This is a genomic window from Chryseobacterium sp. BGARF1 (assembly GCF_001677955.1).
GTDB lineage: Bacteria > Bacteroidota > Bacteroidia > Flavobacteriales > Weeksellaceae > Chryseobacterium.
The window spans coordinates 30,983-49,595 of sequence record NZ_LELA01000041.1; the positions used below are offsets into that span (position 1 = coordinate 30,983).

The 18,613-nt window shown below is 33.2% G+C and carries 14 protein-coding genes; 6 read left to right on the plus strand and 8 right to left on the minus strand.

Annotated elements, in window-relative coordinates; all coding sequences use genetic code 11:
- Positions 1-154: 154 nt before the first annotated feature.
- Both AB671_RS07225 and AB671_RS07230 read left to right on the plus strand, forming a co-directional pair.
- Positions 155-1,870 carry a S41 family peptidase gene (locus AB671_RS07225; protein ID WP_066676242.1) on the plus strand — a complete coding sequence of 572 codons (1,716 nt, stop codon included), beginning with the start codon at positions 155-157 and terminating at the stop codon, positions 1,868-1,870.
- 115 nt (positions 1,871-1,985) lie between these two features.
- Complete coding sequence (locus tag AB671_RS07230; protein ID WP_066676239.1) at positions 1,986-2,699, plus strand: hypothetical protein; 714 nt, start codon at positions 1,986-1,988, stop codon at positions 2,697-2,699.
- A gap of 49 nt (positions 2,700-2,748) precedes the next feature.
- On the opposite strand, the gene AB671_RS07235 is transcribed toward AB671_RS07230, so the two are convergent.
- Positions 2,749-3,123 (minus strand): Fur family transcriptional regulator, encoded by a 375-nt coding sequence (locus tag AB671_RS07235; RefSeq protein WP_066676237.1) that lies wholly within the window; start codon positions 3,121-3,123, stop codon positions 2,749-2,751.
- A gap of 99 nt (positions 3,124-3,222) precedes the next feature.
- On the opposite strand from AB671_RS07235, the gene AB671_RS07240 reads away from it, so the two are divergent.
- From AB671_RS07240 to AB671_RS07250, 3 genes are all read left to right on the plus strand, one after another.
- Positions 3,223-4,128 carry an NAD(P)/FAD-dependent oxidoreductase gene (locus AB671_RS07240; RefSeq protein WP_066676236.1) on the plus strand — a complete coding sequence of 302 codons (906 nt, stop codon included), beginning with the start codon at positions 3,223-3,225 and terminating at the stop codon, positions 4,126-4,128.
- A gap of 86 nt (positions 4,129-4,214) precedes the next feature.
- Positions 4,215-5,585, plus strand: a complete 1,371-nt coding sequence (locus AB671_RS07245) for a glycine-rich domain-containing protein (RefSeq protein ID WP_082987256.1) — start codon at positions 4,215-4,217, stop codon at positions 5,583-5,585.
- Between the two features lie 176 nt (positions 5,586-5,761).
- On the plus strand, positions 5,762-6,133 hold the full coding sequence (locus AB671_RS07250) for a hypothetical protein (protein WP_082987257.1): 372 nt from the start codon (positions 5,762-5,764) through the stop codon (positions 6,131-6,133).
- Between the two features lie 60 nt (positions 6,134-6,193).
- On the opposite strand, the gene AB671_RS07255 is transcribed toward AB671_RS07250, so the two are convergent.
- The 5 genes from AB671_RS07255 to AB671_RS07275 all read right to left on the minus strand — a co-directional run bounded on the left by AB671_RS07255 (position 6,194) and on the right by AB671_RS07275 (position 13,029).
- Positions 6,194-7,120: a malate dehydrogenase gene (locus AB671_RS07255; RefSeq protein WP_066676234.1), complete on the minus strand. Its 927-nt coding sequence runs from the start codon at positions 7,118-7,120 to the stop codon at positions 6,194-6,196.
- A 162-nt stretch (positions 7,121-7,282) separates the two neighbouring features.
- The gene (locus AB671_RS07260) at positions 7,283-7,834 is read right to left on the minus strand and encodes a biliverdin-producing heme oxygenase (protein ID WP_066676232.1); all 552 of its coding nucleotides are present in this window, start codon (positions 7,832-7,834) and stop codon (positions 7,283-7,285) included.
- Between the two features lie 9 nt (positions 7,835-7,843).
- Positions 7,844-10,051: an ATP-binding protein gene (locus tag AB671_RS07265; protein WP_066676230.1), complete on the minus strand. Its 2,208-nt coding sequence runs from the start codon at positions 10,049-10,051 to the stop codon at positions 7,844-7,846.
- 205 nt (positions 10,052-10,256) lie between these two features.
- Complete coding sequence (locus AB671_RS07270) at positions 10,257-11,984, minus strand: RDD family protein (protein ID WP_066676228.1); 1,728 nt, start codon at positions 11,982-11,984, stop codon at positions 10,257-10,259.
- Between the two features lie 31 nt (positions 11,985-12,015).
- Positions 12,016-13,029, minus strand: a complete 1,014-nt coding sequence (locus AB671_RS07275) for a nucleoid-associated protein (RefSeq protein WP_066676226.1) — start codon at positions 13,027-13,029, stop codon at positions 12,016-12,018.
- Positions 13,030-13,516: 487 nt separating this feature from the next.
- Between AB671_RS07275 and AB671_RS07280 the strand changes: the two genes are divergently transcribed.
- A complete protein-coding gene (locus AB671_RS07280) occupies positions 13,517-13,915 on the plus strand; it encodes a hypothetical protein (RefSeq protein WP_066676224.1) in 399 nt (132 codons plus the stop codon).
- Positions 13,916-14,039: 124 nt separating this feature from the next.
- On the opposite strand, the gene AB671_RS07285 is transcribed toward AB671_RS07280, so the two are convergent.
- A complete protein-coding gene (locus AB671_RS07285; protein WP_082987258.1) occupies positions 14,040-15,578 on the minus strand; it encodes a RagB/SusD family nutrient uptake outer membrane protein in 1,539 nt (512 codons plus the stop codon).
- 10 nt (positions 15,579-15,588) lie between these two features.
- Positions 15,589-18,483, minus strand: coding sequence for a SusC/RagA family TonB-linked outer membrane protein (locus AB671_RS07290; protein WP_066676220.1), 2,895 nt, complete (start codon positions 18,481-18,483; stop codon positions 15,589-15,591).
- Between the last annotated feature and the right edge of the window lie 130 nt (positions 18,484-18,613).

The following is an 18,613-nucleotide window of genomic DNA, read 5'->3' on the forward strand; positions in this document are numbered from 1 at the left end:
CACAATTGTTATTTATTAAAGTTCTTTTTGGTTTTTCATCCATAAAATAAATATGATCAATGTTCTGAGGGTAATAAAAGCAAAAGTTTCAACTTATTGATTTTTAACATTTCAATTCACAAATATCTGTTATCTTTAAAAATTACTTGTCATCATGAAAAAAACATCAGTTCTCCTTATCTTTTTTTTGTTTCAACAATACATTTTCGCTCAGAAAGATCAGTATTATGACTTCATCAAAACCTGGAATTTTATTAAATATTATCATCCCGATCTGGCAAGCGGAAAAATTGATGCCGATAGTTTGTTTTTAGTGAATGTGAAAAATATCAGTTCACAAGATGATTTTAATTCTATCGTTGATAAATTAACTGGAAAGCTCAATAAAAAATTTACAGCTTCTGCTCCTTCTGAAACAGCACTGGATGTTTTTACAAAAAATCAAAACTTCAATTGGTTTCAGAAAAACAGAAAAATAAGCTATGAAAATAAAGAGGTACTCAACTCGATTTACGATCACCGTTATAATTTTGAAGACCTGCCAAAAGGGAAATCAGTAAGTGACGAAAAAAAATATCCATTTCCAAAAACTGAAAACCTTCCCATTGAATATCGCTTACTCGCTTTAGCAAAAATACAGGGAGTTGTAGATTACCTTTTTCCTCACAAATATATTATGGATAAAGGTTTTGAGGAATATTTTAAAAGCAGTTTAAATGAAAACTCAAAAGTAACTTCAAGGAAAGATTTTGAGATCATCTTGGCAAAACTCGTTTCTAAAATGAAAGACAGCCATGCTTTTAAATTTTATCGTGAACTCAATTACAGAAACGATTTTTTGTTTAACGCTTCTTATTACTCCCCTTTCGATTATAAAATTGTAAACAATTATCTCTTGGTTACCGACATCGTATTTCCCGAGACCTGTACAAAAGCAAACATCAGAAAAGGAGATCACATCACAGAAATTAACGGTAAAAAAATATCACAGATCATCGATGAGAAAAGCAGGCTACTTTCTGTTTCTAATCGTGAAAAGTTAATATTCGAACTTTCATCCTACCAAAACGATCTTATTTGGTCAGACAATATTCCGCAAAAATCATTAAAGGTAAGATCCGGTAACAAGGCATTTACGACAAATATCGAACTTGTAAACACTTTAGGTAAAACACAGGTCAATGTACTTTCAAATTATATAAACAATAAGAACCAAAAATGGGCGACCCGAGAACTAATAAATAAAGATATTGCCTATTTTAATATTAATAACACGCTACAATTCATCAATGATGTGGATGACGATAAGATTGATGAAAAAATGGAGAGCATTATTCTAGATGCCTCAAAGAAAAAAGCAATGGTTTTTGACATGAGAGGTTATCCGGATTGGGGCGGATTTATTTTTCATTATGTGTACAAGTACTTTTCACCAACTGAAAATTATTTTTATAAATATTATGCTCCAAATCTTAAAAACATAGGCACTTTTGTTTACCTGAAAGATTCTTATCATTACTTCCCTGAAATAAAAGATATGAAGACGATGTCCTACTCCGGTAAAGTTTTCATTATCGTTGATACTGAAACCCGAAGCGCAAGTGAATGGTACACGATGAATTTACAGAAAATCTTCCCTCAGTCAATTACAATAGGTCAACAAACTGCTGGTGCAGATGGTGATGTAGTCAAAGTAGATCTTCCAGGAAATTATCTTTTAGAATTTACCGGAAACGGAATTTTTTATCCCGATAATTCGCAAACCCAACAAACAGGAGTGAGAATTGATGAAGTGATCAAATATAAAGATCAGGATTTTTTAAATAAAAAAGATTTGGAATTTGAGAGAGTTTTAAATGCTTTAAAATAATTTCGACATCATTTCGTTATTTACAATTTAACATAATTTTAAACTTTTTTCATCTTTATTAGCATCAATTTTGCTACCACAAATAGGCAGAATTATATCTCTCAACCTATTGAATATGAAGAATACACTTTTAACAAGTGCTTTGGCTGTGCTTACTTTATGGTCGTGCAATAAAAAAAATCAAAATCAGGATGTTTCTGAAAACGGAGCAAATAAAAATTCCAAAGAACAAAAATATTCTTCTGAAGTAATCTCAGATACAGGTTATAACATCAGTAAAATTCCTGTTACTGATAAATTCCATGGAACTTTTCCTTACTTCCAGCTTCCTCAGGGATATACTTTCACCGATCCAAATTCTTATCATGGAGACGGCCAAACCAAAGATTTTGATAAAGAATATTTCTACGATCACGGTTCATATACCTCGATGGAAGGTAAAACATACAAAGCCGAGATCAGGATCTCTGAAGAGTTTAAAGACAAGAAATTTTCTCCGCTTGAAATCCAGAAAAGTTTTGATGAATTAATTAAAAATGTAGGTGGTGTAAAAATCAATACTGGAGAACCTTTACGAGATGGTGAAGAAGAACGCATAAAAAGAGAAGATCCAGAAGCTTATAACTTAGGTTACATGCACTCCTGCAACAACTGGAAAAATGTAAACACCTACATTATCCGAACTACCGAAAAAACAGTTTTTGTACAATACAATCTCGGCAAAGACCAAACCAGCATCACCGTTTTAGAAGCTAAGCCTTTCGAAAATAAAATGTCAATCGTAGATGAAAAACCTAAAGCAGATACTTTAAATAAAAAGAAAAAATAAGTCTTTAAACATCCAATAAAAACCTCTGTAAGTTTTTGCAGAGGTTTTTTTATGAGCAATCTTTACAAATCCCCGTCAGAATACAATTTACACTTTCAACTAAATAGCCCTTTTCTAAGGAAAACTGAACTTCATTCGGTAAACATTCTATCGTTTCACATTTTGTACATCTGAAATGAAAATGATGATCTGCCAGTTTTTTCTCTTCACATTTTATACAAATAGCAAAATACTGCTTTCCGTCTTCTGCCACGATTCTATGAAGAATTCCGTCTTCACAGAACCGATTGAGAACACGGTAAATTGTAGCACGATCAATACTGATATCAACTTTCTGCATCACTGCATCTGAGCTCATCGCTTTTCGAGAGCCTGCTAGAACATTAAAAACTGCCTCTTTTGTTGGGGTACTTCTTCTTATCATTTTATTAATGCGATTATGTTGCAATAATAAAAATTTATTCTAACTTTGCCAAACTTTTCAAACTAAAATATTTTTTGCAAATCTCTAAAATCAGAAACTATGAATGAAACAGAATACGAAGTAATCATTATTGGCGGAAGTTATTCCGGGCTTTCTGCAGCAATGGCTTTAGGTAGGTCACTAAGAAAAACTTTAGTAATAGACAGCGGAAAACCCTGCAATGAGAAAACTCCACATTCTCATAATTTCTTGACGCAGGACGGAAAATCACCCAAAGAAATCGCAGAAAGTGCGCAAAAACAAGTGAGTGAATATGAAACTGTTCATTTACACAAAGGAAAAGCAATTGATGCTAAAAAAACTGAAAACAGTTTTGAAATCACCACAGAAAAAGGTGAAAAATTTCATTCAAAGAAATTGATTATTGCAACAGGAATTGTAGATGAAATTCCTGACCTCAAAGGTTTCAAAGAATCTTGGGGCATATCTCTGATCCACTGTCCTTATTGTCACGGCTACGAATACAAAGGCAAAAAAACGGCAATTATTGCCAATGGAGATAAAGCTGTACATATTTCTTCACTTGTTAAAAATTTAACCGGGAATGTTACGCTTATCACAAGAGGAGAAGCCAATTTAACCGATGAACAAAGAGAAAAACTGAACCGAAACAATATTCAAATTATTGAAAATGAAATTTCAGAATTAAAGCACCATAAAGGAATTGTTGAAAGCATTATTTTCACAGACGGTACAGAAATAAAATTTGAAGCAGTTTATGGAGCTTTTCCTTTTCATCAGCATTCGGAAATCCCGAAAAATTTAGGCTGTGAGTTTACAGAATTTGGTCACATCAAAACAGATCAGTTTCAGAAAACAAATATTCCCGGCCTTTTTGTCTGTGGTGATAATTCTTCAATGATGCGCTCGGTTTCTAACGCAGTAATGACAGGAAATGTAGCCGGCGCAATGGTGAATATGGAATTGGTGACAGATTGTTTTTAAATAAATGTTAAATCTTATTATCTAAAGATCTACATAGAATATTGAACTTAAAAATTACTTATCTTTAAGTTCAACATTCAAAAAAAATGATGAATAAAGATCTTTGGGAAAAAATTGAGCTGTTTGATTTTGATCAGCCTCCAAGTGAATATGATTTTACATTACGGTTGGCTCATGAAAATTATTGGACTCAAAATTTTACAAAACAGGCGATTTTAGAATATAAAAAATTCATGTATCTAGCTGCAGTTTCAGATATGATGGTTTCACCTTCAGAAATTGTAGATACGGCTTGGCATCAACATCTTATTTTCACCAAATCTTATTCAGAATTTTGTACGATTTTAGGAAAACAAATTCAGCATATTCCTTCCACACACAATAAGGAAGATTTTCAAAAATTTAAACTCGCCAAAGAACGGACGACAAAACTGTATGAAACTCATTTTGGAAAACAACCTGAAAGTATTTGGGATCATGCAAATCCGTATGAAAGTCTGAACCTGAAAAAATCGAACTTTAAACTGAGAACTTCATTAATTGTAGGAATAATTGCATTCATGGTTCTAAGTTTTCCGCTTTATTTTTTATTGAAACCGTTGTATCTCAACATTAAAAATCCTGATTTCATTTTTTTATTTTTAGGATTAATCATAGTTTCTTTCGTGGGATTGGAATGGTATAACCGAAGAAAGTTGGCACAAGCAATCCGTTTATTCGATAAAGACTCTTTTGTATTTGATCTTCAGCCTTATGAATTAATTTATCTTAAAGACCGAAATATTTCTTCTGTAGTCAACGGAACCGTAAATGAATTGATTGATAATGGTTCGATAAAAATAAATGAAGATCAAACGATTAGCACTAACAAATTAACGTTCATACAATCACGAGAACATCAACAGGTTATCGACTTATTAAATGATCTTGGTAAAACTTCTTATCCTAATTTTTTAATTCAGTTGATTACAAAACCTGCGTTTTCAAACATCATTAAATCGATGGATGAGGTTAAAAAATATTTTATCCGGTCAAAAGTTTTCTCCAATTTATTCGTTCTGAATTTCGCTGTTTTTCTATCATTAATCATGTTCGGATTTCTAAGAATTGTCACTGGAATTTTACGCGACAAACCCGTTTTGCTCATAAGTTTTGCTGTTGTTATTTTCATTTTTATGATGATAGGATACTTACTAAAATTAACTAATTTATTTAGTTCTAAAATTTTACCCGACTTATACAAAACCGCTATATTGCCCAAAAAAAACACCGACAACGATTGGCAATGGAGCTATTTCCTTATGGGAACGGCAGTTTTAACCACTTCTTTTGTTCCTTTAACAAATCGATCTGTATCAGTCAATTCGGATGGTGGTTGCGGAACCTCATCTTCATCATCAGACTCATCCTGTGGCGGAAGCTCATGCAGCAGTTGCGGAGGTTGTGGTGGAGATTAATTGAAATTTTAAATATAGAATTGAAAAATTTGACTTAGATTCTTAATTGCTTCCTTACTAGAAAGTGGAAATTGAGGTTAAAGTTTTAAAGTAGTTCTTGATTTAAATCGTCATATAAATTATAGATAGCCTATCAAAGAAAGGTAAATTTACTTTAAGACTTAAAAAAACTAATAATGAAATATTTAAAGATATTCTCAATTGCCTCTTATTCTCTAATCATGTTGATGGGGCAAATGATAGCAATTCCTTTTATTTTTTGGTTGAGTTTTACTGTTTTTGACTTTGGAAACATTGATCAGCTTTTTGCATTTTTAGGTCTTTTAGGAATGATTCTAAGTTTTATAAAAAGTAAACATCCTGTTTTAATTTCGTTAATCAGTTTTGCACTTATGATTTCGGCAGTTGCAAGCCGATTGATGCACGTTTCTAGTGAAGCTTTAAATTATCCAGCTTTTACAATTCCATTTTTTATATTTATTGCAACTCAAATATTATTGACATTCTTAATTATAAATTCTAAAAGGAAAACAAATCTTATAAAATAGAGCTAATAAAAAAAATCCGCATCTTACGATGCGGATCTCATTTATATAAAATCTAATTAATTAGAATTTCAAATCACCATTTACTTCTCTTACTGCTTGTGCAGCTTCAGCAAATTTAGCTTTTTCTTCTTCAGTTAAAGAAATGTTTACAATGCTTTCAACACCGTTTTTCCCGATAATTGCAGGAACACCAAGACAGATATCGCTTTGTCCGTATTCTCCGTCAAGCATTAACGAACAAGGAATCATTTTCTTCTGGTCACAAGCAATTGCCTGAACCATCACAGAAACTGCTGCACCTGGAGCATACCAAGCTGAAGTACCCAATAATTTAGTTAATGTAGCACCACCAACTTTAGTTTCTTCGATTACATATTTTTGTTTTGCTTCGTCAAGGAACTCAGTTACAGGAACTCCGTTTCTTGTTGCTTTGCTCAATAAAGGAAGCATTCCTGTATCACTGTGAGCAGCGATTACCATACCGTCTACATCAGAAATTGGAGCTTCTAAAGCTTCAGCTAATCTGTATTTGAATCTTGCAGAATCTAAAGCACCACCCATACCGATGATCTTGTGCTTAGGAAGACCTGAAGTTTTGTGTACCAAATAAGCCATTGTATCCATTGGGTTAGAAACCACGATGATGATTACTTCCGGAGAATTTTTTACTAAGTTTTCAGTAACTTCTTTTACGATTCCCGCATTGATACCGATTAATTCTTCTCTAGTCATTCCTGGTTTTCTTGGAATACCAGAAGTGATTACTGCTACATGAGAACCTGCTGTTTTGCTGTAATCTCCTGTTGTTCCTGTAATTTTTGTATCAAATCCGTTCAAAGATGCAGTCTGCATCAAGTCCATTGCTTTTCCTTCAGCAAAACCTTCTTTGATATCTACTAAAACTACTTCTGAACAGAAGTCTTTCATTGCGATGTATTCTGCACAACTTGCACCTACAGCGCCTGCACCTACTACAGTTACTTTCATAATATATTGATTTATTGTTTTTAATTGACATTATGGAACTTTACAGTTTCATAATATTACTTTTTATTATTTATTTGTTCGTTTAATTTTTTGCTTCCCAAATGTACAAATTCCCGAAAAATTGAGCAATCTTTCGGGAATTTTAATTCTTATTTAAGGAAATTAATTAACGTTTAGTAAAAACGTGTATAGTTTTTTAGCTCCAGATAATACTTCGTTGTAATTTTCTTCAGCCACTTCAGTGTCTAAAACTTCTTTAAAGTTTTTCCACATTGGTCCTGTATTTTCCTGATAACATCCGAAAAAATTAAATGTTACGTTATCAAAACCTTCCGTTTTAGAAAGCTGTTTTGCAATAACATTTCCACCCAAAGTAGAACCTTCAATGACATACATTGCTCCTAAAGCCTCATGCTCATTCGCCAATTCAAAATCGTGAGAAGCGGTTTGGTTTTCTAAAGCTAAACTTGCCAAATCTTTTTCGATCAAAGGAAGTTTCACTCTTTGGTTCAACTGAAGTTTTTCACTGAATTTGTCCGAAAGACTGTTGAATATTTTGTTTTCACTGTGAAGAAGCATCAAATAATTGGTATTAATGATCTTCTTGTAATCTTCTAAAGTGAAAGTTTTGCTAAAAATTTTATCAGAACTAAATAGTTTTTCAGCAGCATCGTGATACTCGGCTGTATTTTGTTTTAGATATTCAGATACCATATTTTTGTTTTAAAGTTTCACAAATTTAGGTTTTTGAAACGTCAAAATAAAGCAAGTTCCGTCTTTATTACTCTCATAATCTACATTTCCGCCCAATCTATTCATAATTCTGTGAACGATTGAAAGACCTACTCCATTTCCTTTAAACTTTTTAGCATTATCCATTCTGTTGAAAATTTTAAACATTTTATGCTTATTTTCTTCCGGAATACCAATACCGTTATCTTTAATTCTATAGATAATTTGATCTCCGGCTTCTGTACCTTCTATTTCAATAATCGGCTGTTCTTGGTCTGATGAATATTTTACGGCGTTATTGATTATATTTAAAAACACCTGATGAAGCATTGTTTTATCTGCCAAAACTTCCGGACATTCTTTGATCACCACCATACTTTTCTGACTGTCGTACGTGATTTTTGCATTCTCTGTAATTTTTCGAATGGTGAGATTGGTTTCAATGGTTTCAAGCTGTATTTCGCTGTGCTTTGCTCGGCTTAACTGAAGTACATTTTGCATCATTTCTGCCATGTTATCAATCTCGCCGATGATAGAATTGATCTTATTTTTATCCTTGTCTGTAATATCACCTAAAGTATTGAGCAACATCTGCGCATTGAGTTTCATCACCGTAAGCGGCGTTCCCAGATCGTGTGAAATGGTATACGAAAAACTGTCTAGCTCTTCATTTACTTTTTTCAGCTGGTCATTCAGTTTTCTTATGGTAATATACTGTTTGTGAGAAGTTTCAAGAATCAAATCACGTACTAAATTTACTGCAATTACATTTTTCGCACTCCATCTTTTAGAATTTCCTCTGATATTTTCTGTAAAAACCTCAAAAGACTGTCTTGGAGAAATAAACTTAGTCTCAATACCATCTTTAGAAACGACATCAATTGTTTTCTCCGGATTTCCAGCCCAGTTGATATGCTCGTCAAATTCTTTTCTAAACCATATCAAAATTTCTTTTTTACTTCTTTCAATAAAATAAATAATAATTCCAGCGGTTTTTGGATTTAAATTTAATTCATCTCCATGATCTTTCAGAAAACTATTGCTGATGAAAATATTTTGCGACGTATTTTGATAAGCCCAATCAATGATCCTATCAATCGTTTCATTATCGGGAGTTAAACCATCTGTCATGGTTTCTGTATCTGAAATAATTGCCAATCCGTCAGCTTTTGGCATCAATCTCAATTCAGATCTATTAGAATCTAAAGAGTCAAATAAAGTTCCATGTTTTAGGAATTCAGATTTGAGCTGGTTTAGTTTTTCATTTAGATCTAATCGATATTCTAATTCTTTTTTAGCTTTAAAAGAAGAATAAGCATTGGATGCTAAAACCGTGAAAATTCCTGCCTGCACACGATCTTCAAGATCAATATGTTTCGCTTCAGAATTATGACAAGTTACCAATCCCCAAAGTTTATCGTCGATAATAATTGAAATACTGAAACTAGATGAAGCTCCTGAGTTTTTGATGTACTGACCATGTATGGGAGACATTGCTCTGGAAGCCACAAAAGTAAGATCGATATTTTTTCCGCTTCGGCTGAGAATACGCACCGGCTCTGAATAAACATTAGAAAATATTCTTTTTCTTTTCTTTTTATAAAGCTCACGCGCCTGTCTCGGAATATCGTGTTCAGGATAATGAAGTCCTAAATAGCTTTCCAGATGACTGTTTGTTTTTTCTGAAATCACTTTCCCGGAACCATCATTCATAAATTTATAGACCATGATCCGGTCATAATTGATGATATTGGAAACTGTATTGAGCAATTGATCCCAGATTTCCTGTTCGTTATCAATAATATAAAAATTATCATATTTATTGGTAATGCGCTTCTGATGGTTTTCAGAAACTGCTTCAAACTCGAGGAAAATATAATCATTCGCTCTGAAAACCGAAAAATGGTATTGTTTTTCAGCGATTACAATTTTGTCGAAGTAGGTTTCATTTTCTCTTTTTGAAAGAAACCCTGCATCTTTGAAAATGTCTGAATCTAATACTGTTTGAAATACTTCAGGAAACTGCGAAAGCTTTTTTCCAAAAAGATTTTCACAACGTTCTATTTTAAAAATATCCGAGATATTTTCGCTGAAGAAAGCAATGGTAAGAGAAGTTGTCTCGATGCCAATCAAGTATCCGAAACTTTGTATGTAGCCCGGAATATGAATGGGCTCATCATGACATTCAACAAAATTCATAATATGCTAATAAAAATCAAAGATAGCTAAATAATCCGCCAAAACAATCCTCGTGTGGTATGCGAGATTACATATACAACAATTATTAACAATAATTGTGATTTATTAAAATAAATACAGAATTTAATTACTTAAATAATAATCATAATTCACAATTATTAAGAAATTAATTAACATTACAAAAATAATTTATAATATTTATTATTTACTTAACCTCTGTCACTTCCGTCTGCATGCCATTGGTTTTCAACAGATAAATATGTTTTTGTTTTAAAGAATCTAACATCTCAATTTGTGAAATATTTCTTTCACTTACTTTAAAATTTTCTACCGGAACAATTGTTGGAGACTGCACATCATTCGTTACTTTTAACGGAAAAGAGGTTTTCCATTTAATATCATTATTGATATTTTTTATATTGAGTATCGTTCCGCTTCCACCAAGATTCTGAAAATATACAGATGCATTATGATTACTGTAATCATTGCTATCAGAGCCTATCGAAACTTGTAAATAAGGGGTCACAAAATTGTAAACATTTTCAATTCCGTAGCGAATTCCCGGTTCGAAAAACTCTAATGTTCTCACCGGACGGTAAATTTCGTCCTGAGTTTTTGGGAAAATATTCACCAGATTATCTCTTCTGATAATAAATGTTTTTGCTGTATCTTTCTGTTGATCATAAAGATATTTTGCCTGTGCAAAGCTGGATTCTGATAGAGATTCGCCAATAATTCTCTTGATCGTTATTTTGCTGCCTTCAATTTTTTCTATTTTAAAACCATAATTGTTTATGTTTCCGTAATAGCCAACATCATTCACTACAAAAAACTGATTCGTGTTTGGATTTTTAATTTCAGATTCCAAAAAGTTTAGTTTTTCAGACATTGTATTATTAAATTCAATACTGGCTTTATATTCAGTATAAAATCTTTTTCCGAAATACATTACCAAAAGATAAATTGCTAAAACCGGTAAAATCCACAATAATCTATTGGTTTTAAAACCTGTTCTTTTCTCTTTCACCACATACGTTTCAGAAAGCGAATCGTGCCATCCTCTTTTAGAGAAAAAAGAAAGTGCATCGAACGGTATATTTCTACATAAAGTCCTCAAAAATATTGTAGACGAATTGGGAGATTCTGCTTTAGAATTAACAACTCTGGATTCCGTTAAAAACTTTCCGGGTGATGATCCAAAAAGAATCTCTGAAATTGGATAATAAATAAAAATGAATAAGAAAATAATGGTGTACAAAGACCATCTTCCTCTAAAAAATATCTGAAGCGTTTCATTTCCGTTCAAAATACCAGAATCTGCAAGCCAATATCCTAAACTTATAATCACAGGAATAGCAACTAAAGACATCACCGTCAAATCAACAACCCAATGAAAAAATCGCTGCCACTTTCCGGTATCGGTAACAATCGTTTTGTTCTCAGTTATTATTACGTCTATTTCTTTTCCGCTTTTAATCAATTTTAAAACTCGATAACTTACAAACAAAACGCCCATTAAAGCAAGATAACCGATGATTATAGAAAATATTTGCAGAGACGTTACATTCTGCCATTTTGTAAGAAAAAATTTATAAAATGTACTTTGTAAAAGCACAATAATAGCATTAAAAAAAATCACAGAAAATACAAAACCAATGAAACGTGTTTCTTTTCCTTTAGTTTTTATAAACTGCAACGAGCCAATGAACAGCAGCAGATAAAAGACAAAATTCCAAATATCAAGATGCTCAAATCGATTGGTGAAATCTAGATTTAATGTGCTGAATGAAAATAAAATTCGAAAAATTTCAGGAATTGTATTAAACTGCGATGCTCCATTCCATACCCTGTAAAACGAATAAAAGCAACTTAAAATACCAATGAGGGATATTGCCAGCGAACTGATGGCAATAAATCTGTAGTTTTTTTCCATAAAATGATCGAAATTTATTGTAAACTAATCTCTATACTTCTTTATCAAAATAAAGCATATAAAATTTCCCTTTCTCATCCTGCCCTTGCTCAAGCATTTTTCGATCTCCATGAATGTAGATATGAAAATTTTTATCTAATTTAATAATACTTTTGAAATGTCGCTGCGTTTTTTTCACTGCCGCTTCACTGATCGGAAATTCTTCGGCAATATTGATCTGCATTTCCTGTTCGTAATCGGTTTTATAATTATTAAAACTTTCGATTACATGTTCGTCTTTTAAGACTTCAGCAGCAAATTCATCCAGTTTGAACTCTTCTTTTTCTTTAAAGAAATTAATAGATTGGTTTAAAAAGTCAGCCTGATCCGCTTTTGAAACTTCAAATTCCTGCGGAAGCTGTTTCACGATAAAATCTTTGTAAACCATCAAAGCTTCCTGCGTATGAAAATACTCATCATCACGCTGTTTTACCTTCAAGAAATCCTCAAACCAGTAATACATATCTCCGTTTTTGTTGTTGTCAACCACGGAAAGTACATACCCACTTTCTTTATTGTTATTGTAGATCAATGCTGCTTTATCGATTTTTGACAGGCTGATTCCCTGATCTTTTTCAATTTCGAAAGACTCGTTTTTAGGGAATATCTTTAAGAAAGAATCTCTTTTTTCGGTTTTAAAAATCCCTATTTTATCTACTCTTTCATCGCTTTCTCTTTCGTCTTCAAAGAAAACGATAAATAATTCTCCGCCCTGAACTCTCGGATTTTCTGCAGCTTCGAAAAGATGTTTTGCAATATTTTCTGCTTCCCAAAGGAACTTCGCTTTATCATCAAAAATTTCAGATACCGAACTGAAAACCGGATTGTTTACCAAATAAGAATCGCTGTAAAACTGGTAGGTTTCTTCAGTTTTAAAAGAGCCTAAAAAGTAATTTTCAAGCATTTCTACCGTGCCTTCATCCAATTGAAGTTCTTCCTGTGAAAGTATAAGTGATTCTCCGTTGATTTTATTTCCGACTCTGTGAACTACGATTTTTGTAAACATCTCTGATTTTTATGGATTGCAAATATATTTATTCTGAAAATTAAAATCGACTAATTGTATATTTATCTTTAATGAATATCCTTTAAATAGATATATTTAAAACGCAAAGATTTAATAAATGGATAAAGCTCTTTAAGGGGCAAAGATGGCAACAAAAATTGTGAAGATTACAAAAAAAAATGAAGATTTTAAATTTCTTAATTCTAAGAATTTAAAATTTGACTTTAAAAATTTTCATTATATCATTTAAATGTTTCATTACTAAACAATAAAAACCAGTATCAATTAATCCAATTAAAATCAACGAATTACAATTTTAATCACTAAACAAAGAAATAAAAATTCACTAAAATAACTATTAACAATAGGCTTACCAAAAGATTTAAACTTAAAACAAAATTAACATGAAGAGTAGTTTTTTTAACATCTCGATAGAGCAATTGGTACACTTTTAGCTAATACAAGAATGTTTTGAAAAATATTTAAAATGAAGAATATTGAGAAGAAAGTAATTAATGAAAATGGGGCAATTGAACATTTAAAAGTATTCTATCCTTCGTTACAAAAGGAAATCGTGCAACTTTCAGCACAAGATAACTTTGCAGGAATTATTCAGACAACAGTAGATCACCTGAAAAACCTTTTACAGGAATCGAAAATTAACATTGTGAACCACAACATTAAAATGATGGGCTGGATTTATAGAAACGGAACGCAAAACGTAAAACAGATTATTGAAAATCTTTTTGTAAGATCTTTCAAGAGTTTTAAAAAACAAACCGACACTCATCAATGGGAAATGTTATATCAATACATGCCGGTAAGTTTTCAAAAGATCTATGTAAAACAGTCAAAAATGGACGAAATATTATTTAAGAGACACTAAATCAATATTATATAATTACGAAAAAATCCCGGAGCAATTGCGCTTCGGGATTTTCTTTTTATATAAAGATAAAGCTGACTGATATTCATTTTCAAAAATATCAGTCAACTTTTTAAAACATCTTTTAAGGATTTTGATCGTATCCCGCAATCTGGATTTGAGATAAAGGAACTTGGTATAAATAATCGTTGGTTGTAATGGTAAAATTGTAGTTTAAAGCAGCTGCAGCCTGATTGATGACCGCCACTCCAGTATTCCAACGTACCAAATCATGCCAATAAATACCTTCTCCTGCAAACTCTACTCTTCTTTCTTTACGAAGTGCCGTTGTGAAATCTGCTGCAGAAATTGATGTAGAAACAGCCGCAAGACCTGCTCTCTGACGAATTCTATTCAAATAAGGAACAGCTGTACTTGTACTTCCCTGAGTATTTAAAACTTCAGCATACATCAAAAGAACATCTTCGTAACGGATGATCGGGAAATTAATTGGCCAATCGTAACGGTTGGTGATCACTTTTCCGGGCTCACGGAATTTAATGAAATAATTGGCATTGTCTACCAATCCGTTTTGTGCGATGAACTGGGTTTTAACCGTTACCGCTTTTCTTAAATCTCCCGCTTCATAAGAATTAATCAAAGATTGAGAAACTCCTAATTCACCTGAGGTAAATAAACTTCCCTGCGGATTATACAAAGGATCAGCGGTACCAAAATTTGGAGAAACATAGCTCGGCAAATAAGAACCTTGTGACAAACCTCCGCTTATATGCTGGATTTCGAAGATGTGATATTTGTTGTCATTCGTACTTTTAAACAAATCTGCATAGTTCGGTGACCAGGTAACATACTGACCTTCCCCCTGAATGACAGCAAACAAATGATCTTTTGCTTTTGCAACGTAAGAACTGTTATTTAAAGGATAACCCGATCCTGTAAGATAAATTCTACCTAACATTGCGTGAGCTGCAGACTTGGTAATCCTTCCTTTATTAGCTGCATCATGTATATTTTTCAATCCTGCTACAGAAGCCTCAAGTTCTGAAGTAACGAAGTTATAAAGTGTTGCTAGATCTGTTCTTGGTATTGCAGCCGCTTCAGTAGGACTCACGGGTTTTTCGATTAAAGGAACTTTCCCAAAAGAACGCATCAATTCAAAATAAGCATACGCTCTTAAGAAACGGGTTTCTGAACGGTATTGTTCTTTTGTTGCTTCGCTTGCAAAAGGAACATTATCAATTCTTACTAAAATATTATTGGCATACGTGATCATTTGATAGGCATCTTCCCAAAGAACTTCCATCTCTTCTGTGGTAGAATTGTCTTGAAAACGATTGATCGCGTAATAATCTCTGTTTCCGTTTTGTGAAAGTGCGGTATAATTATTAGAACGAACTTCTGATGCTAATAAGTAAAAATTCACATCATAGCCACCTCTCGAAGAAGCATTGATCATCGCCGAATACACTCCCGAAACGGCCTGCTGGATCTGTAATTCTGTAGTGTAAAAAGAGGTTTGGGTAATATTATTTTCAGGTTCAAGCATCAAATCTTCTCGGCTACAACTTATTGTTCCGAATGTTAATGCACCAAAAATCAATACTTTTCCTAAATTTTTCATATTAAATGGTGATCTGGATATATTTATTGTAGTTGTCTTCATTGTAAAAATTTTAGAAATTAAAGTTTAGGCCCATCATATACACTTTTGCATTAGGATATGCTCCGTAATCGGTACCGTCTGACTGTACAGATTCTGGGTTGTAACCACCGTAATAATGATCTTTTCTCCACACATTTTCTAAACTCACATAGAGTCTAAGGTTTGAGACCTTTAATTTGCTTACCAATTCCTGTGGGAAATTATATCCTAAAGTCACATTTTTAAGCTGAATATAAGTGGCATCATATAACCATCTTGTATCTAAAAGACCTCCTGTAGTACCATCTAATCTTGGGGTTTTACCGTCTCCAGGATCTGCATCAGAACGCCAACGGTTTGCCCAGTTCCCCATTACGTTGGTTGTGGTTCCCATTCCAGGGCGATCGATTGCACGACCTAACAAAGCGTAGCTATAACCTCCTTTCTGACCTTGAAAAAATACAGAAAGATCAAATCCTTTGTATGAAAATGTGTTGGTAAATCCCCAATAATAATCAGGAGTGGGACTACCGATGATATGACGGTCGTTTTCGTCAATTTTACCATCACCGTTAAAATCTCTGTACTTCACGTCTCCTGCAATGGCACCAGTTGTTTTCGCAACACCAGTATTATTGATATCTGCACTTGATAAAACCCCGATTGCTTCATAAAGATAAAAAGAGTTCAGTTCTTCACCGACCTGTATAACATTTGTTAAGTTACTAAAACCTGTATAAATAGGCTTGTTGTTATTCCCTAATTGCAATACTTTATTATTATTAAATGCAATATTGGCAGAAGTGTTCCACTTAAATTGACCTGTTAAATTTTTGGTGCTTAATTCAAATTCTAAACCTTTATTCTCCACAGATCCCACGTTTCCAATAATGCTTGGAAAACCAGTTGCTAAAAGTATAGGCTCTTGAAGAAGAAGAGCTTTGGTTTTTTTAGTATAATAATCAACTGAGAGATCAATCCTGTTGAATAGTCCCAATTCAAAACCAAAATCTGATGATTGTGTTTTTTCCCAAGTTAAAATACGATTTTCAATGCTGTTTGGGACTAAACCGTTAGATAAATTGCCTCCAAATGAGTAATTCCCTCCTGCTAATGTTCCAAAAGACTTGTAATCACCAATGGCATTATTTCCGTTTTCTCCCCAACTGTAACGTAGTTTTAAGTTGCTTAACCAAGATTGGTTCTTTAAAAATTCTTCTTTGTCAACCTTCCAAGCTCCACCAAATGCGGCAAAAGTTCCGTAAAGATTATCCCAACCAAATCTGGAAGAACCATCTCTACGAATACTTGCAAATACCATATATTTCTTTTGATAATCGTAATTTACACGCCCAAACAATGAAGTTAACATCCATTCTGAAGCAGTATATTCTGAATTTAACACAGAAGCCGATTGAGTAAAGTTAAATGTTTTCAAATCATCATTAGCAAAACCTTTGTTACGGTTGTATTGACTAGTCGTTCTGGAATTTTCTGCACTATATCCTGCAAGGGCGGCAATACTATGACTTCCGAAAGTCTTTTTATAGTTCAATAAAGCTTCTCCTAAATATCTGTTATAATTTACCGTTCTACGGCTTCCAATACTTACCTGCCCCGGAATATTGGTCACCAAATTGAAGGTTGGAATATAGCCGTTATTGATGTTAAAATTATTAGTCGCCGCTCCTGAAATCTTAAAATTTAAATCTGGTAAAATGTCATAAGACATATACATACTAGATAACATTCTAAACTCGTTGGTGTTATTGGTTGTATTTTCTAAAGTACCAATCGGACTCACGGTAGAACCCGCCCATCTGTATCGTATATTATTCCAGAAGTTGGTATAAAGTCCCGCTCCTAATTCTGCGACCGGAACCATAGAAAGCATTTTGTGTGCTTCATTGTCTTTTCCGTCAACTGCAGCACCGTAGCTTTGTGAGTAACTTGGTCTTAGTGCAATTCCTGCTTTCCATTTACTTGAGATATTAACATCAACAACAGCACTTAAATTGAATCTATTAAAGCCAGTGTTTAAAGCCATACCTTCCTGATCAAAATAGGCTGCAGAAATTGCATATTTTACATTCGGGCTTCCTCCTCTTACCGACAATTGATAATTTTGGATAGCAGCCGGGCGATAAAAAGCATCCTGCCAATCAATATTTGCCACCTGATTAGTTCCCCATCTCGGATCTAGCATATAGTTGATGTTGGCTAAATTGTAATCGATAGTATTGGGTAAATTAAAATATTTTGCTCTTACTTCATAACTGTCGGAAGCCGAATTACCAGGAGCTAAAACCACCCATCTTTTATTGATTGCTTCAGTCGCATAATCAATCCACTCTGAGCTGCTCATGATGTCTAGTTTTTTCTCGATGGTTTGTACTCCATAATATTGAGAAAATGTGAATGAAGGCTTTCCTGAAACTCCTTTTTTGGTGGTAACAATCACAATACCATTAGAACCTCTAGACCCATACATCGCTGTAGATGCCGCATCTTTTAGCACTTCAATCGATTGCACATCGTCAGGAGAAATATTTCCCATGTCGTCGGCAACAATTCCGTCAATAACGTAAAGAGGTGAATTGCTTGCGGTGATAGAAGCAGTACCACGAACTCTGATTTCTAAAGGTTCTCCCGGTTTTCCTGTTGTAGAACGTGTTTTAACACCGGCAATCTGTCCCGTCAAGGCCTGATCTACTCTTGCAATAGGACGATCTTTGAAGCTTTCTGCACTTACTCGCCCTACAGAACCTGTAACTTCACCTTTTTTCTGGGTACCGTAAGCGATTACGACCACTTCCTCAATATCCTTGGTTTTATTAGGTTTTGATTGTATAGTATCTTTTTCCTGTGCGAAGATAAAACCTGTGGTGCTTAACAAAATACCCAAAGTTACTATAGATTTCTTCATTTTATGATTGATTATTAATTTTATACTTTCTCTTAAATTAAAACGTAAGAAAAGTTAAATCTGAAAGACATGATATTTCTCATATTTTTATTTTTATAAAAGTATACTTATCGAAAATTTCAGCTATCCT

Bases quoted from the DNA above. Each gene is read 5' to 3' on its own strand.
- AB671_RS07270 (WP_066676228.1), bottom strand. From the start codon at position 11,984: ATGGAAAAAAACTACAGATTTATTGCCATCAGTTCGCTGGCAATATCC.
- AB671_RS07230 (WP_066676239.1), top strand. From the start codon at position 1,986: ATGAAGAATACACTTTTAACAAGTGCTTTGGCTGTGCTTACTTTATGG.
- AB671_RS07285 (WP_082987258.1), bottom strand. From the start codon at position 15,578: ATGAAGACAACTACAATAAATATATCCAGATCACCATTTAATATGAAA.
- AB671_RS07240 (WP_066676236.1), top strand. From the start codon at position 3,223: ATGAATGAAACAGAATACGAAGTAATCATTATTGGCGGAAGTTATTCC.
- AB671_RS07275 (WP_066676226.1), bottom strand. From the start codon at position 13,029: ATGTTTACAAAAATCGTAGTTCACAGAGTCGGAAATAAAATCAACGGA.
- AB671_RS07290 (WP_066676220.1), bottom strand. From the start codon at position 18,483: ATGAAGAAATCTATAGTAACTTTGGGTATTTTGTTAAGCACCACAGGT.
- AB671_RS07245 (WP_082987256.1), top strand. From the start codon at position 4,215: ATGATGAATAAAGATCTTTGGGAAAAAATTGAGCTGTTTGATTTTGAT.
- AB671_RS07265 (WP_066676230.1), bottom strand. From the start codon at position 10,051: ATGAATTTTGTTGAATGTCATGATGAGCCCATTCATATTCCGGGCTAC.
- AB671_RS07260 (WP_066676232.1), bottom strand. From the start codon at position 7,834: ATGGTATCTGAATATCTAAAACAAAATACAGCCGAGTATCACGATGCT.
- AB671_RS07250 (WP_082987257.1), top strand. From the start codon at position 5,762: ATGAAATATTTAAAGATATTCTCAATTGCCTCTTATTCTCTAATCATG.
- AB671_RS07225 (WP_066676242.1), top strand. From the start codon at position 155: ATGAAAAAAACATCAGTTCTCCTTATCTTTTTTTTGTTTCAACAATAC.
- AB671_RS07235 (WP_066676237.1), bottom strand. From the start codon at position 3,123: ATGATAAGAAGAAGTACCCCAACAAAAGAGGCAGTTTTTAATGTTCTA.
- AB671_RS07255 (WP_066676234.1), bottom strand. From the start codon at position 7,120: ATGAAAGTAACTGTAGTAGGTGCAGGCGCTGTAGGTGCAAGTTGTGCA.
- AB671_RS07280 (WP_066676224.1), top strand. From the start codon at position 13,517: ATGAAGAATATTGAGAAGAAAGTAATTAATGAAAATGGGGCAATTGAA.